The sequence below is a fragment of the Paenibacillus tianjinensis genome (assembly GCF_017086365.1).
Lineage (GTDB): Bacteria > Bacillota > Bacilli > Paenibacillales > Paenibacillaceae > Paenibacillus_AQ > Paenibacillus_AQ tianjinensis.
In genome coordinates, this window is record NZ_CP070969.1 from 5,253,559 (window position 1) to 5,269,567 (window position 16,009).

Here is a 16,009-nt window from a genome sequence, read left to right on the forward strand (position 1 = left end):
CTTCTTCTCTGTTAATTTAATACACACTGATCCAGATAAAGAACAGGACCACCATAACAATCTGTAAGATCACTTTGACTACCGTGCTGGTAAATAAGCCAAGCAAGGAACCGAAGCTGACCTTGACCGCTTTGCCCGGCTTGGAGCCCACGATCAGCTCACCGACAAATGCGCCCACGAACGGGCCGATGATCAGGCCAAAGGCCGGAATCACGAATGGACCTACAATCAGTCCGATCGTACTGCCGATGACTGATGCGCGTGAGCCCCCGAATTTCTTGACCCCCCAGGCACCTACTACGTAGTCGGCCACAAACAATACGACCACTATCAGCGTCTGGATAATCCAGAAAAAAGCGCCGAAGGAGTGGAAGGAGAAGAACCATCCGTACACAAAAAAGGCCAGATAAATCGCCAGCGCACCGGGCAATATCGGATATACCGCCCCGGCCAGCCCTACCGCAAACAAAGCAATGATCAGGATCCAACCCAGGATTGCCATTCGTTCATCCCCTAAAGTTATGATGGTAGAATATATTTCTCAATGACTTCCGCGATGCCGTCCTCGTTGTTGGTGGCGACCACAGCGTCCGCCTCCTGCTGTACGGTCTTCTGGGCGTTGCCCATAGCGATGCCCAGCCCGGCCTGCTGGATAGCCGCCAGATCGTTCAGGCTGTCGCCAACTGCAACCACTTCGGACATCTCGATCCCGAGAAGTCTGCAGACTTCGCCGATCCCGTAGGCCTTGTTGACGCCAAGCGGATTAATCTCCAGATTATGCGGGGTGGAATTAGTGATTTCCAGTCCTCCCAGATCCTGAAGCTGCATCAGCAGTTTATGGCGGATTTCATCATCTTCCGTAGAATAGCCGAATTTAAGCCATTCTCTGCCCATAATGTCCCCATCCCAATTCTTGCGGTTGTAGACCTGCTCGGTGGAGTAAGCCCAGAACCAGATGCCGTAATCCTCTGCAATCTGGTACAGCTGTTCAATCAGCGCCGGATCCATCAGGGAGCGGCGGTATAACTCATAAGGCTCGCGCCAGATCTCGCTCCCGTTAACGGTGATCATTGGCGTCTTAAGGCCAAGCTGCTCCGCGTAAGGCATAGCGCTTCTGAACGCCCGCCCGGTAGACAGGCAGACGTGAACGCCGGCATCGACCGCTTTTGTAATCCATTCCACCGTTTTCGGGGTAATCACTTGGTCGTCATTCAGTAAGGTTCCATCCATATCCAGTGCAAGCAGGCGGTATTTGGCAGTCATTGCCACCCCTCCATTTCTTGTTTTGCCCTATATGAATTGAAGGGCTGATTTGTATTTCCTTAGTTCGTTGTATCCGCTGCTCCTGTTGGATCTGCTTCCGTTCCCTCTGTCGCAGCACCCGCCCCATCAGCAGCAGAATCTGCGGATTTCACATTCTTCTTCGGCACCCCGTCGAGACCATATTCCCAGTCATAAGCATCAAAAATTTTACGGGCAATCGGCGCCGCGCTGTTGGAACCGAAGCCGCCCTCAGGAATAACTACAGCCACAGCAAGCTTGGGATTTTCGCGCGGAGCAAAAGCAATAAATACCCCGTTATCGCGGTTTTTGTTGGTTCTGTCCGTTTGCTGCGAGGTCCCTGTTTTGCGGGCAAAATCATAAGGGAAATCAGTGAACGCAGTGACGTCACTGTTCATACCTTTTTTGATCTCATTCCAGAAGGATTTATCGAAAGTGGTTACCTCATCCAGCACCTGACGCCCGAACTCTTTTACCGTGTTGCCTTCGGAGTCTGTAATTTTGCTGACCAGCTGCGGTTTAATCCGCACCCCTTCATTCGCCAGTGTCGAAGCATATTGGGCAAGCTGAAGCACCGTATAGCGCCCCTGCTGGCCAAATGAAGCATAGATCAATGCGGCTTGCGCACTGCCGGCTGCTTCAGTATTGGTATAGTTGATCTGCCCCAGATACTCTCTTGGCAATCCGCTTTGCGTCGAGACGCCCAGACCGAATTCCTTCATATATTTATCCCATACTTCGATCCCGCTGTTGTGGTACTTCTCCCAGAGTTTTTTACCGACCATATCGACCATGAAAACGTTGGAGGATTTCTCAATCGCTCTCGCCGGATCCATTGCACCGTACACGTGACCGGAAGCGTTCCGCACTGAAGCATTATCATTTTTACCGAAATAAGCAATACCCTTATCGTTATAAACCGTTGAAGTGGAAAAGAAACCTTCATTCAGACCAATCAGTACACTCAGCGGTTTGATTGTGGAGCCGAGCAGGACCGTAGAACCAAATTCATGGCCCGACATCCCCGAAGAATAAGGAGTAATGGTTCCGTTCTGATAGTTGCCCATGATTTTATTCCACATATCGGTGTCCATCTTTTCAGCTGTCCATACATTGGTATCGTAGTCCGGCATACTCGCCATGGCAACGATATTTCCGGTGTCTACCTCCATCGCAACCGCGTAACCGGTCAGTGCATCCGGATGGGTCTGCCCTTGGACAGCATGGGAATGCAGCCAGCTGATTTGATCCGTAATGGCCTGTTCTGTTTTCAGCTGGATGTTTTTATTGATCGTGGTCCAAATATCGTTGCCTTTGACAGGTGGCACCACCTCTTCAACCTTTTCAGCCATATTCTGAGGATTAACGGAAATGACCTGATAGCCGTTCTTGCCGCGGAGCTCACGCTGATACTGCAGTTCAAGCCCGTCGAATCCGACAAATTCATCATCTTTATAGCTCAGGCCGGGATCAGCATCGATCTTCTTCATGGCCGATTGAATATTCTTATAAATATCCAGACTGCTTGAGGATTTGAACGGCTTAATATAGCCGATTGTCTGCACGGCTACCGTATCCTTGTCATAGTGGCGGCTGCTCTCCTCGACAATTTCCAGACCCGGATATTCATTTTTATGCTCCATAAAATAGGCTACTTCATCTGAAGTCAGCCCCGCCTTAATCCGCCGCGCCATAAATCCTGAATACTTTTTGAAATACAAGTCCAGTGAATCGATGATATCCTCCTGCGTCAGCTGTACTGCATTTGGATCACCGTATTTATGAAAGTCCTTAACCAGCCTGGCGGCAAGCGCCTCCCCTTTGGCTTTTGCTTCCGGGGTCAGTGTTGTTTCACCAGTTGCTTTGTCTGTGGTTTTGGCAGTGTATTCTTTGGTTAGCGTAATGTACAGAGACTGCACCGAGGTCGAATAAGCGAGTTCTTCGCCCCCCGCTGCACGAATGACGCCCCGGATAGCCGCAAGCGGCACATTCTTGGTATCACGGCTGGTCTCTACCTCTGTCAAGGTAGGTCCTTCCACAAACTGCAAGACTGCAAGACGAATGATGATGACACAAAAAATAATAAACGTGCTGAAGAAAAACACGTTAATCCGCAGGCCAAGTGAACTCTTGCTGGTGGTTTCGTCTGGCGGAGAGGCCTGCTTACGGAAAAAACTCACAATTTTTCACTCCTTTACATCCTAAATAAACCTTTATAGCATCCAGGGGATTATCCCTCTCGAATTGTACCATAGAATCACGGCGTACCGCCTCTTTGTCACAGTACATCCTCTTTCATGTGGGTTTTATCAAAATCCTGGACGTTAAACCAGTTCCCGCTGGATGCCCAGGTGGAATCCAGCGGAATCCAGGCCTGTCTGAGGGGGATGTACACTTCATTCCAGGCATGAGGGCCATATCCGCCTTGTCCATCATAACCCCGTCCGGTCACGACACGCACCTGAAGTCCCTGCGAACGGGCCATTACCGCATACAGCCGGGCATAGTCTATACAGACACCAAGCCGGGTATCGAACGTATCCTGCGGCGTCTGCTCATGCCAGATCCGGTTCTGCTCATAGTTCTCCGCCTTGGCATAGTCATAAGAAATCCGCGAGCCTATCCAATCATACAGCAGCTTGGCTTTTTGCTCCTCATCCTTGCCCGGACCGGCTATTTCCGCAGCGGCCTCCACGATATTCGCAGAAATATCATGATCGATGACCTCATATTTCCGCCGGAGAATATCATTCATCTCTGCGGCCACCGCTTTGGTCAGAACCGGCAGCCTGCTGCGCACTTTCTCACCGGCGAGCGGGTCGAACACGGCAGCCGCGCTCTGACTGTAGATTGGAGAGGCTTCCACATAGCGGCTGAAACTGCTGTCCGGATTCAGTCCCACTCCAATATAGAGGGCAAAAACCAGCACCAGTCCGCGGACCAGCCCGATCGCAAGTCCAATGACCGCTCCGCTTAGCCGGCTGGCCTGGGTAATCTTCCTGTCATGGGGCCTCACTGTCCGTCTAGGCAGGCGAAACGGCAGCAGCATAAAGAGCAGACCCAGCAGCGGGCGGATGAGACTGTAGCATAAAAGGAGCAGCAGAAAAAAACGCACCAGCGGAGAGCCTTCCAGCACCGATACAGCGGTGTAGTATAACTGCTGCCAGCCGCTTAGCCGGCTATCCGGAAGCACAACTCCCGCAGCCCAGACCTGGGCACGGGGAGATATATAGAGCGCTGCGGGAACTGCGGTTACCAGAGCTGCCACAGCAAGCAGTCCCGTTCCCAGAAGACCGAACAACCCCCCTGCTGCCCGGCTGAACCCGCGGCTCCAGCCCTGCAAGAGAGAGAAAAGTACAATTAGCAGTAATATAATTGAGATGACATTAGCCTCACTAAGGCTTTCGATCCAGCTGTTCAGCATACCCTAGTTACCGTTCTTCCGGGCTTCTTCGATAAAGGTTTTGGTTGTATCGGTTACACTCCACTTGCCCAGGCTGACCCCGCGGAAGGTCACTTCAACCTTGTCCTCTCCTGCTGTTCCCTTCACTTCCAGATTCGGCGTTGTAATGGTAAACGTGCCGTCACCGCCTGAAGTATATTTCGCTTCTTTGGCTTCGCTCAGCATGACCTCCTGTGCTTCGCTCTTCAGCGTGCTTACAGTACTGTCCGCAACCTTATTCACAGCGTTGCCGAGCTGATCCATCGTAACTCCGCTGTAAATGAACAGACCGGCTACGATAACAATAACGATTGCCCATTTTAGTACCGTTTTGACCAGATTAATTACAGCAAACAGCAGGACAAGCGCTATTACAATAACAAGCCAGTTCTCTCTAATAAATTGTGACCACACTGCCGGATCCATCAATTTTACAACACCCCTATCACAAATTTCGTTCGATCAGGGAGCAAGTCCCTCAAGATCTTCATTAATATTAATTATTATACATGAATGCCTCTTATAATTCATGGTTGCCTGTCCGTATGCGCTGCAGCAGAACAAATTGGTATAAGCCCCCCGGGTCTCACGTAAAGTACAAGTAGGCCTTATTCCATCCCTATCATTGATAAAGCCGGCTGTGCCATCCGGTGCAGGACCGGCCCTTTAGGAGGTGTATTCCGTGAAAACCGCACTGTGGCTTTATTTGTTTTTGTTTCTGGCCTTCTTTGATCTGCACGCCCAGTATCCCATCCTGACTCCGTTTGCGATCTCACTCGGCGCGGGCCCGGCCTTCATCGGCTGGATGATGGGCATGTATTCGCTGACTCACCTTCCCGGCAATCTGCTGGCCGGCGTGCTGGTTGACCGCAATGGCAGCCGCCGCTATATCGTCTTTAGCCTGACGGCAGCCGGTGCGATTCTGCTGCTGCAGGCCCATGCACAGCTCCCTTGGCATCTGCTGATGCTGCGGGCGGCCAGCGGCTTTGCGCTTGCGTTCCTCTCGCCTGCCTGTATGACGCTGCTGGCCTCGCTGTCGTCTGATGCAGAGACTCAGGGCAAATACATGTCCGGACATGGCATCATCCACACCCTGGCTTCGGTAGTGTCTCCGGCAGCCGGAGCCTACATCGTGCACAAGGCAGGCTACTCCGGCACGTTTAGCACACTTGGCTGGCTATTGATCGCTACCGGGCTCATGGCCTTGTTCAGCGTCCCGAAGCATTCCCCTGCGTTATCCCCAGTTTCAATACCCCAAGCATTACAGGATAAACCGGCCCGAACGGCCGCTGTTCAGGCCAAAGTGACAAAACGCTATTATCTGCTGCCCTTCTTCGTCTCCTGTTCCCAAGGGGTGCTGTTCTTCGAGCTGCCGCTATCCCAGGGAAAGGACGGAATGGTCTCCACTGGCATCCTGCTCTCCCTGCTGAGTCTCGGGGCGCTGGCCACGCTCAGCCTGCTTTTTCTGAACCGCCTCTCACCGGCTGCCCGGATCTCTGCCGCGCTGCTCGGTATGGCTCTATGCTTCTTCACCCTGGCTGCATTTACCAGCATTCCTCCGGGTGTCGTGCTCTTTCTGCTCGGAGCAGCAAAAGGCGTGCTGTTTCCGGCCATGGCTTCACTGTTCATCAGCCTGGGCAGCGGCGGCCATTTAGGCCGTACGTTCTCGCTGCAGTCGATCGCAATGTCCCTTGGCGCTTTTGCCGGACCGGTTGCAGCCGGACAACTGCGCGATTACGTATCCCCATATTTCATTGCCTTTGTGCTGCTGATGACTGCACTTCTCCTGCTTCCGCCTAGAGGGGATAACAAGCCTGCACCTTACCGCACCGGCCTGAACAGTCATGCTGCTTAGAGAATACACAGCTCTTTATATTACCATTAGGTTAGTTAGAGGATCACCCGGCCGCGGCCGGGTGATCTTTCTTTTACGACATTTCCCGGGGAATGAACACCTCTTACGCGCCGCCCTGTTAAAAATGACGAACCTTAGGTAAAATATATGTAAGCACAGGCACGTAATAATTACTTTACTTACGGGGGCGATCGCATATGTCCATTACCATCATTGTCGAAGGCAAAAACGACCGGAGCCGATTACGCCGTCTGCTTGATCCGGAAGTCGACATTTTGTGCACCTTCGGTACACTGAGCACCCTCAAGCTGGAATCACTGCGGCATAAAATCGGTGACGGAGATGTCTATCTCTACATGGATAACGACAGCTCAGGCAAAAAAATCCGCGGAATTCTGCGCGACGCCTTTCCAGATGCCGTTCATATTTACACCCGCAGAGGATATGCAGGTGTGGAGGGCACCCCGGATGAATACAGCATTACCCAGCTCGAAAAAGCCGGGCTTGAGGAATATATCATCTATCCGCAGCCGTTTCCTTTTATGGAATCATAGCACCACAAGAAAAGCCTTGTCGGGTCTGCCGCGTAAGAAGCGGAGCCGTGCAAGGCTTTTTAATGTAGAAATTATTTAATCGCGGGCTAGCTTGTTCAATGCTTCTGCAAGAAACTCAGGCGTTACGTTCTCCGAATCTCCGGCATCGTAGAGCCCGCGGAGCTGATTGTCCCGGTCCACCAGTCCAATGAGATTGGCGTGGGCGAAATTATCCTTGTTGTCCCCATAGATGAGAACTTTGAAGGAATCCGCCGCAAGCTTACGGACTTGCTCCTGATCTCCGCGCAGAAAATACCAGCCGTCATAATTAACATGGAAGCGGTCAGCGAATGTTTTGATAGCCTCACGCGTATCATTCTTCGGGTCAAAGGATATGGAGATAAATTCCACGTCTTTACCGAAGCTGCCGTTCTTTTCCAGCAAATCCTGGGTTTCGGACAGCATGTACGTAGTTATGGGACAGACATCCGGACATTCCGTAAAAAAGAAATAGACCAGCCGTGCCTTCCCCTGCGTATCGGCCAGCGTGACCTGCTTTCCATCCACATTCTCCAGAGAGAAATCCTGTACCTCCCCGATCACCGGCAGTTTACTTTTGGCGAAGCTCAGCGAATTGACTGCTAAATAAACCGCCAGACCCAGCGCAATTAGCAGCAGCAGCCAGGTCCATTTGTAGCGTTTCAAGGTATGCACAGGTGTCTCTCCCCCTCTTAACCGTGAATCGTATTCAGCACAAGCACGATCAGACTGACTGTCAGGTAATTAATGGAGAAAAAGAAATTCTTCTTGGCCCAGGCATCATCATCCTTCGCCTTGAAACCGGTCAGAGTTAAATACAGCCACACCAGGGATAAGCCCGCAGATATAATGAGGTAAAAAATTCCGGCGTAATCGTACATGTACATCAGCACCGGAATAGGCAGCAGCAGCGCGACATAAGGAATCATCTGAAACTTGGTCCGCCGGACTCCCTTAACTACGGGCAGCAGCGGAAAACCTGCCGCTCTGTATTCTTCCTTGCGGCGGATGCCAAGCGCCCAGAAATGGGGCGGCTGCCACAGGAACAGCATGGCGAAGAGCAGCCAGGCCCCGAGATCCACTTTGCCTGTAACCGCTACATACCCGATCACGGGAGGCATTGCTCCGGATATTGCTCCTACTGAGGTACTCCATGTAGATGTTCTTTTAAGCCAAAGCGTGTAAACTACTACATAAACAAACATGCCGACAATGCCGAACAGCCCGGCGAGCACACCGCAGAAAGCAAACAGCACAGCCAGACCTGCAATACCAAGCCCGATTGCATAGAGCAGTACTGTGTTCGGCTTAAGTCTGCCGGTCGGCAGTCCGCGTTCGCGGGTCCGCTCCATCTTCATATCGAGGTCGCGGTCAAAGTAATTATTGAACACACAGGCTGAAGCCATCACCAGCATTGTTCCAAGCAATGTCAGTATTAATCTGCCGTATTCTACATCCCAGCCCGAGGCCACCCAGTATCCTGCAAAAGCAGCGATCAGGTTAGAGCGGATGATGCCCGGCTTCGTTACCGTAATGAAATCACGCCAGCTGGCGCCTTCCCGGGGCGACTTGGCGGAAGCAGCTGCGGAATCGGAATATCTCAATTGATTGTCCACGTATGGTGTTCCTCCTTCTAAGGGACTTCTAAGCGATCCGTCGGAGTTTAAGAATGGTTACTTCGTTCTTAATTGAGAATGTTATCCACCCCGCTGTTAACTTTATCATAACAAACCGGGAAAGACTTTGACAATCATTGACCAAGATGTTCATCAATTTGACAATTGCGTGACTAAATTCATTCTCTTCCCTTAAATAAGTCAGTGTAAAATTGGGTAGTTATTAATAGGGAACTTCCGTACAAAGGAGATCTGACCAATGGATACTGCAACACATTTTGTAATGGGCCTCGGACTCGCCGGACTTTCTTTCGTTGATCCTGCCGTGGCCTCACAGCCGACGCTGGCTGGTGCTGTTATGATCGCCACAGTACTGGCTTCTCAAGCCCCGGATGCCGACACTGCGCTGCGTCTGAAGAACAACGCCCTGTACATCCGCAATCACCGGGGAATCACCCATTCTCTGCCCTTTCTGCTGCTCTGGCCGGCTCTGATTACGCTTGTTATCGGGCCGATATTCGGATTTACAGATCTTCATAACCTGAGTCATATTGCTCTCTGGAGCTTCATCGGAGTTGCCGTCCATGTGTTCTCAGATCTGTTCAATACCTATGGAACTCAAGCTGCACGCCCGTTTACGGAGAAATGGATTGCCTGGAACATTATCCATATCTTTGATCCATTTATCTTCGGCAGCCATGCGGCCGCGATTATTCTCTGGATCAGCGGGATTATTCCTCCGGCCCCCTTGTTTATCATTCTGTATATCTGCGTGGCCGTGTACTACATCTGGCGGACGCTTGTGCACGCTCGGATTACACGCAACATCAAAAATAAGGATGTGCACCACGATCCGGGTGACCGCTACTTCGTCATCCCTACGATCTCGCCTTCCCGCTGGAATGTAGTTAAAGCCAAACCGGATGGCAGCTACAATGTCGGTTTACTGAATGGCGGGCGTCTCGAATGGTTTAAGCATGCGGTGTGCTCCACTCACCCCGCTGTAGAGCATTCCAAGTCACATCCGGATATTCAGGCCTTTCTTTATTTTACCTCCTACGCCGTAGCCGAGGTCGAAGAACTGACCTCTGGTTATATTGTACGCTGGGGGGATGTGCGTTATTTACACCGCAAGCAATTCCCTTTCGTGGCGGTGCTCGTGATGGACGGCCAGTATCATCCGCTCAATACCTATGTGGGCTGGCTCAGCAGCGAGAAGCTGGACGAGCGCTTTGCGATTGATCCCGGCTCGATGAAGCTGTAGCTCTGGAGCAAATGAAACAGCCGACAAAGCAGTGGTCCTCCCGTAACCGGAGGATCACTGCTTTGTTGTATCCCCTCTTGACGCCTGGCGCAGCTTCAGGCACAATCACCATAAAGCGTTTTCACCTATTGATCACGTCAAAGAAAACCCGCAGCGCGGGAGCGCTACGGGTTCATTCACTTGCTAGTATAGAAAGGAAGGCTGCATGTATGGGTAAAGGTCTGTCACTCTGGTTCGCAACCTCATCAATATTGATTCTTACAGCCGCCTCCATCTGTATCAGCTATAATATCTGGCTGGCACTGCTGCTGGGCGTTCTGTGTGTTCTCAACATCGGCTGGGGGTTTATCCTGAAAGCCCGGCTTAGACGCAAACAGGAGAACAGTAGACAGCAGTCCTCTTAACGGTAAGGCAGGAAGCCCATCCGCTCCTTAACTCCAGCCAGAGTCTGGGAAGCTACATTGCGGGCGCGTTCCGCCCCCTCAGCAAGGATGTCACTGAGGGTGCCGGAGCTGCGGATCTCATGATACCGCTGCTGCAGCGGCTCAAGCGTAGCTACCAGGACCTCACCAAGATCCTTCTTGAAGCCTCCGTACATTTGGCCTTCATACTTGTCGGCAATCTGCTGCAGACTCATGCCGGAGCACTCGGCATAAATGCTCATCAGATTGCTGATTTCCGGCTTGTTCGCCGGATCGAACACAACCTCACGGCCCGAGTCGGTTGTCGCACGGCTGATTTTTTTGCGGATGATATCCGGTGTATCCAGCAATGCGATATAGCTGCCGGCGTTTGGATTGCTTTTGCTCATTTTTTTGCTGGCGTCATCCAGCGACATGATCCGTGCACCCACTTCTGGAATATAAGGCTCAGGAACAGTGAAGAAATCTCCAAACCGGTGATTGAAGCGGCCCGCCAAATCACGGGTTAATTCCAGATGCTGCTTCTGGTCTTCCCCAACTGGTACCAGGTCTGCATTATAGATCAGGATATCCGCGGCCATCAGTGACGGATACACGAACAATCCCGCGCCGACAGAGTCTTTGCCGGAGGATTTGTCCTTGAACTGTGTCATGCGCTCCAGCTCACCCATGGCGGTCAGCGTAGTTAAGATCCAGCCCAGCTCTGCGTGCTGAGGCACATGCGACTGCATGTAGACATTCGAGATTTTCGGATCAATGCCGGCAGCCAGATAAAGCGCCGCTACCGATTCCGAATTCTCGCGGAGCGCTGCAGGATCCTGGGCGACCGTGATGGCGTGCAGATCCACCACCATGAAGAAACATTCGTGCTCATTTTGCAGTTTTACGAAATTCTTAATAGCACCGATATAATTGCCCAGTGTAAGTGAACCGCTGGGCTGAATGCCTGATAATACTTTTTTAGCCATAATAGTACCTGCCTCCATCAATTTTTTCCACTTTCCGTGAACGCAAAAAGGTCCCACATCCGCAAGGGACGTGAGACCGTGGTGCCACCCTTATTCGCCGTTTGGACATTTCTCAAAATACCCTCCAAACAGCCTTAACTTCCGTTAACGGGGAAGAACCGTCCGGTCTACTTAGGCCTGCTGCCTGTTCAAACACGGCGCTCGAGGGTCCATTCAGTCAGGAGTGTCCCACCGGTTCGCATCAACCACCGGCTTTCTGAAGGTGCACTTTCCGCTTACTTGTCCCTGTCATCACATTGTCATCATATCTTAATGCATTCATCATAGAGCGATACAGAGAAGTTGTCAAATCGCCTAACCACGGGTACATAAATCTGTTATGATAAGGATATTCGTGTTCTTTGCGATCAAGTTAAGTTAAAGGAGCAAATCTCTCATGAAACAGGTGACCAAAGGGCAGTGGGGCGGTTATGATACTTATATTCTGCATAGCCGCGAGCTGGAAGTCACGCTTTTGCCGCGGCTTGGAAACAACGTTATTTCCTTATGGGACCACAAGGAACAGCGGCAAATCCTGCGCAGGCCTGATGAAAGTGACTTAGCTTATTATATGCAGAAGCCATACCATTTCGGCATCCCGCTTTTAGTTCCCCCCGGGCGCATACGCAAAGGACAATTTGAGTTTGAGGGCATCCGGTACCAGTTCGATCAGAATACAGCTGAATATAACCATATTCACGGCCTGCACCGGACGCAGTCCTGGTGTGTGAGCGATATCGAAGAAGATGAAGAAGGCTGCGCAGTAACGACGGAATTCAATACTGCAGACGATGCCCACTGGATGGGGCAATTCCCGGAGCCGCTGCGGCTTGAAATGACATTCCGGCTTCAGGATGCCCGGCTTCAGCAGACGCTGAAGGTTACTCATTTGGGGTCTAACAGCATTCCTTTCGGAATTGGATATCATACCTGGTTCATGATCGATGGTGAACCGGAGCGCTGGAACCTGAGAATGCCGGTTGAAAGCATCTACGAATTGAGCCCTGAGCTGCTGCCGAGCGGCAAACTGCTACCTCTACGGGCTTTGGATTCCTTAAATCAGGGAATGAACCTGGAGGGTGCGGATCTGGACACAGTATTGAGAATTGGAGATGGACAGCCGGTAGAAGCTCTGCTGATGCGCGAAGACGGGTACGGGATTCGCTATACTGCGGACAAAGCGCATTTCCGCCACTGGGTGGTTTACACCAAAGGCCCGGCGGAACAGTATTTGTGTGCCGAGCCCTATACCTGGCTGCCGGACGCGCCAAACCTTCAGCAGGATGATTCCTTCACAGGGTTAATTACACTGAACCCTGGTGAAACACTGACTTTGCCGTGCAACCTAGAAATGATCTATCCTAAGCTCTAAACTTCATATAATTACCATCCTTAAAACCTTCTGATCTCGTGCATGATTTCTTCTCCTTGCGCCCATACTATCTTCACAACGGACGAAGGAGGTGAACAAACATGGGTCAAGCAGGTCAACAAGGTCGTGGAAGCCGTTCCAATAACCTGGTCGTTCCACAAGCGACTGCAGCGCTGCAGCAGTTGAAATATGAAGCAGCACAAGAGCTTGGTGTAACGATTCCTCAAGATGGTTACTACGGTAACTATACTTCCCGCGAAACAGGTTCTTTGGGAGGATATATCACCAAACGTCTGGTACAACTGGCAGAACAACAACTGTCTGGTCGTTCGTAGTAGCCTTATTTTAAGTGGATTTATCCGGCAGGCTAATACCTGATACGGAGTAGTTTTTCGGCCCGTCTATCGCTTCTTGCCGAAGCGTAGGCGGGCTTTTTGCTAAGGGGTAATCTATGTATAGCTCAGCCGAAATATTGATCAGAAGCATCCCCGGAATGCGGGACTTTCGGTGCGCGGATCATCAGATTGGCCATATTGTAATTCGACTCAAGAATTGCATCGACAACCACCATTCCCTGGCGGACCGCAAATTCATAGCTGATCTCGCCGTGTGTCCAGCGCCGTTTGTATTTGAGGCTCTCCAGCGCCATAAGCCGGAACGAAGATTGCTGGCCGGAGCTGAGTCCATCAGGCTCTGCTATAATTGCACCACCGCGGCCGGACAGCGGATTATGGCGGATACCAAACTTGCCGATGACATTATTCCTGATTTGCATAAAAACCGTGCCGGAATTTAGCCCTGACAATTCCTCCTGCAGTTCCTTAAACACTAAATCCACCTGTCTCGCTAGCGAGAGTTGTTCCGTCCGTAGCATATTGTTCCTCCTAAAAGTTTTGTTAGCAATGCTTCTCTGCTTATTCTTCGTACAAAACTCGCTTCGGAAGCATAACTTAAGTTTTGTTAGCAATGCTTCTTCGCTTATTCTTCGTACAAAACTGGCTTCGTAAGCATAAACTTAAGTTTTGTTAGCAATGCTTTTTCACTTGTTCAGTTTTTGCAGAAAAACACCTTCACATTTATGTCTAGCGGGCCTTATATAAGGCTTTAGGCTCATTATAGGATACTAAATTCAGCGCCACAACATTATTCAACATAATTGGGTGAATATCCCTATAAATGCGCAATTTTCATTATCGATAAATAGAATTCCCGTTATATAACGACTATTTTCGACAAATAAGCAGTCAAAAAAAGCCCCTAAACAGGGGCTTTTGCGCGTTCACACATAGTTTTGGCATTATAAACCATTATTCAAAAAAAATGAATTGTCTAACTTTTGACAAACATTTAAGCAAATTGCTCGGTCATCCGCAGAAATTCGTTAATATCTTCAACAATCAAATCGACAGCTCCCTGCCAGAAGTCCGGCTTCTTAAGATCAACGCCTAGATGTCTCAAGACCAGATCCTCCAGTGTCATCACACCGGTATCCCGCAGCAGGCTATCATATTTATCAGCAAACGATGGACCTTCTTGCAGGGCTAACCGGTACAGCCCCGTACTGAACATATACCCGACAGTATACGGGAAGTTGTAGAACGGTACATCCGTGATATAGAAATGCAGCTTGGACGCCCAGAAATGCGGGTGATATTCAGACAGGACCCCGCAGAAGGCTTCCTTCTGGGCTTCTTCCATCAGTGCCGACAGTTCTTCGGCGTTAACCAGACCTTCTTTGCGCTTCTCGTAGAAACGGGTCTCAAACAGGAAACGGGCGTGGATATTCATGAAAAAGGCAACGCTGTTCTGAATTTTTGCTTCAAGTAAGGCTAGCTTCTCATCAGCTTCAGTGGATGCCTTCACCTGAGCATCGGCTACAATCACTTCGGCAAAAGTCGAGGCTGTCTCCGCGACATTCATCGCATAGTTCTGATTGAACAGCGGCTGGTCATCGAGCAGGAAGGAGTGATAGGCATGGCCCAGCTCGTGCGCCAGTGTCGAAACATTGGAAGGCGTGCCGCTATAGGTCATAAAAATGCGTGATTCCTTACTCTCGGGGAAAGATACACAGAAGCCGCCTGGGCGCTTAGCCGGACGGTCTTCGACCTCAATCCAGTTATTGTCGAAAGCATGCTCGGCAAAATCCGCCATCCTTGGACTGAATTTGCGGAATTGCGTTACAATGTCTGCTGCTGCTGCTTCATAAGGAATTTTGCCGGAGGATTTGCCGACCGGTGCATCAACGTCGACCCAGGACAATGCATCCTTGCCGAGAACCTTGGCTTTCCGCTGCAAATACGATACAAGTGCAGGTTTGTTTCTGGTAATTACATCCCACATCATATCCAGGGTGGCACGTGACATCCGGTTGATGCCAAGCGGTTCCTTGAGCACATCATCCCAGCCTCTTCCCTTGTACAGCTTCAGGCGGAAGCCTGCCAGATGATTGAGGGTGTCGGCACTGTAATCCGCAGCAGCAGCCCAGGCCTCTTCCCATTTCCGGAACATGGTCTCACGTACACTCTCGTCGTCATCACTCAGCTTGTTGAACGCTTGACCGACAGACAACAGCTTCGTTCCGTCTTTGTCTTCGAAGGGAATCTGGATCGAGCCTACAATCGTCTCATAATGCTCGCTCCAGCCATGGTAGCCGTCTACGGCAAGCTCCAGCGCAAGGCTCTCCAGCTCCGGGCTCATCTTCTCACGGGCCAGGTCACGGCTTTCACTTAGTACGAAAGAGAGCGGTGCGATCTCAGGACGGGCCATCCACTGTGCCCAAACCGCGTCTGATGTCTGGCGAAGTACACTGTCAAACTGCGAGCTGACCCCCTCGAACCCGGCGCGCAGCCCTGTTACTTTAGAGGACAGCCGGACAGCTCCTTTGTCCTGCTGATTCTGGGCACCCAGACAGCCGGTAAATTCCGCTGCCTGGGTCAGGCGGCCGGCACAGCTCTGCAGCAGCTCAATTACGCCATCCAGCGCTGTGGTAGCGTCTGCGTCAGCAGGAGATTCTGCACCAGCTACCTGCTTGCGCAAAGACTCAATATCCGCTTCGAGCTTCTTAAGAAAGTCCTCAAATTGGGGAGAGGATGAGCCTCCCGGAAAAATAGAATCCAAATCCCAGGTTAACGATATCGGTTGTTTCATTGATTTCCACCATTCCTTTGCTATCATTTGG

16 protein-coding genes and 1 other annotated feature are annotated in these 16,009 nt (G+C 51.0%); of the genes, 6 read left to right on the forward strand and 10 right to left on the reverse strand.

From position 1 onward, the window contains the following. Positions 1–16 precede the first annotated feature (16 nt). From JRJ22_RS24350 to JRJ22_RS24370, 5 genes are all read right to left on the reverse strand, one after another. Complete coding sequence (locus JRJ22_RS24350; protein ID WP_206101898.1) at positions 17–502, reverse strand: DUF456 domain-containing protein; 486 nt, start codon at positions 500–502, stop codon at positions 17–19. Between the two features lie 17 nt (positions 503–519). Next, positions 520–1,263 carry a Cof-type HAD-IIB family hydrolase gene (locus JRJ22_RS24355; protein ID WP_206101899.1) on the reverse strand — a complete coding sequence of 248 codons (744 nt, stop codon included), beginning with the start codon at positions 1,261–1,263 and terminating at the stop codon, positions 520–522. Between the two features lie 59 nt (positions 1,264–1,322). After that, the gene (locus JRJ22_RS24360; RefSeq protein WP_206101900.1) at positions 1,323–3,461 is read right to left on the reverse strand and encodes a peptidoglycan D,D-transpeptidase FtsI family protein; all 2,139 of its coding nucleotides are present in this window, start codon (positions 3,459–3,461) and stop codon (positions 1,323–1,325) included. Positions 3,462–3,559: 98 nt separating this feature from the next. Beyond that, complete coding sequence (locus JRJ22_RS24365) at positions 3,560–4,705, reverse strand: transglutaminase domain-containing protein (RefSeq protein ID WP_206101901.1); 1,146 nt, start codon at positions 4,703–4,705, stop codon at positions 3,560–3,562. Positions 4,706–4,708: 3 nt separating this feature from the next. Further along, positions 4,709–5,149 carry a hypothetical protein gene (locus tag JRJ22_RS24370; protein ID WP_206105287.1) on the reverse strand — a complete coding sequence of 147 codons (441 nt, stop codon included), beginning with the start codon at positions 5,147–5,149 and terminating at the stop codon, positions 4,709–4,711. Between the two features lie 256 nt (positions 5,150–5,405). Here JRJ22_RS24370 and JRJ22_RS24375 point away from each other — a divergent pair, with 256 nt between their 5' ends. Beyond that, on the forward strand, positions 5,406–6,578 hold the full coding sequence (locus JRJ22_RS24375) for an MFS transporter (RefSeq protein WP_206101902.1): 1,173 nt from the start codon (positions 5,406–5,408) through the stop codon (positions 6,576–6,578). 197 nt (positions 6,579–6,775) lie between these two features. Then, the gene (locus JRJ22_RS24380; protein ID WP_206101903.1) at positions 6,776–7,132 is read left to right on the forward strand and encodes a DNA primase; all 357 of its coding nucleotides are present in this window, start codon (positions 6,776–6,778) and stop codon (positions 7,130–7,132) included. A gap of 75 nt (positions 7,133–7,207) precedes the next feature. Here the strand turns inward: JRJ22_RS24380 and JRJ22_RS24385 are convergent, their stop codons facing one another. After that, positions 7,208–7,825 (reverse strand): SCO family protein, encoded by a 618-nt coding sequence (locus JRJ22_RS24385; RefSeq protein ID WP_206101904.1) that lies wholly within the window; start codon positions 7,823–7,825, stop codon positions 7,208–7,210. A gap of 17 nt (positions 7,826–7,842) precedes the next feature. Continuing rightward, positions 7,843–8,766 (reverse strand): heme o synthase, encoded by a 924-nt coding sequence (gene cyoE, locus JRJ22_RS24390; protein WP_206101905.1) that lies wholly within the window; start codon positions 8,764–8,766, stop codon positions 7,843–7,845. Positions 8,767–9,025: 259 nt separating this feature from the next. On the opposite strand from cyoE, the gene JRJ22_RS24395 reads away from it, so the two are divergent. Both JRJ22_RS24395 and JRJ22_RS24400 read left to right on the forward strand, forming a co-directional pair. Further along, positions 9,026–10,030, forward strand: a complete 1,005-nt coding sequence (locus JRJ22_RS24395; RefSeq protein ID WP_206101906.1) for a metal-dependent hydrolase — start codon at positions 9,026–9,028, stop codon at positions 10,028–10,030. Between the two features lie 209 nt (positions 10,031–10,239). Further along, positions 10,240–10,434, forward strand: a complete 195-nt coding sequence (locus JRJ22_RS24400) for a hypothetical protein (protein WP_054942929.1) — start codon at positions 10,240–10,242, stop codon at positions 10,432–10,434. On the opposite strand, the gene trpS is transcribed toward JRJ22_RS24400, so the two are convergent. Continuing rightward, positions 10,431–11,420 (reverse strand): tryptophan--tRNA ligase, encoded by a 990-nt coding sequence (gene trpS / locus JRJ22_RS24405; protein ID WP_054942930.1) that lies wholly within the window; start codon positions 11,418–11,420, stop codon positions 10,431–10,433. The genes JRJ22_RS24400 and trpS overlap by 4 nt on opposite strands. A gap of 61 nt (positions 11,421–11,481) precedes the next feature. Beyond that, positions 11,482–11,721 (reverse strand) — a binding site (T-box leader). 135 nt (positions 11,722–11,856) lie between these two features. On the opposite strand from trpS, the gene JRJ22_RS24410 reads away from it, so the two are divergent. Together JRJ22_RS24410 and JRJ22_RS24415 are read left to right on the forward strand one after the other, a co-directional pair. Continuing rightward, complete coding sequence (locus JRJ22_RS24410) at positions 11,857–12,831, forward strand: aldose 1-epimerase (RefSeq protein WP_206101907.1); 975 nt, start codon at positions 11,857–11,859, stop codon at positions 12,829–12,831. Positions 12,832–12,932: 101 nt separating this feature from the next. Continuing rightward, positions 12,933–13,166: an alpha/beta-type small acid-soluble spore protein gene (locus JRJ22_RS24415; RefSeq protein ID WP_206101908.1), complete on the forward strand. Its 234-nt coding sequence runs from the start codon at positions 12,933–12,935 to the stop codon at positions 13,164–13,166. Between the two features lie 125 nt (positions 13,167–13,291). On the opposite strand, the gene JRJ22_RS24420 is transcribed toward JRJ22_RS24415, so the two are convergent. Both JRJ22_RS24420 and JRJ22_RS24425 read right to left on the reverse strand, forming a co-directional pair. After that, the gene (locus JRJ22_RS24420) at positions 13,292–13,705 is read right to left on the reverse strand and encodes an O-methyltransferase (RefSeq protein WP_206101909.1); all 414 of its coding nucleotides are present in this window, start codon (positions 13,703–13,705) and stop codon (positions 13,292–13,294) included. A 473-nt stretch (positions 13,706–14,178) separates the two neighbouring features. Beyond that, a complete protein-coding gene (locus JRJ22_RS24425) occupies positions 14,179–15,978 on the reverse strand; it encodes a M3 family oligoendopeptidase (protein ID WP_206101910.1) in 1,800 nt (599 codons plus the stop codon). Between the last annotated feature and the right edge of the window lie 31 nt (positions 15,979–16,009).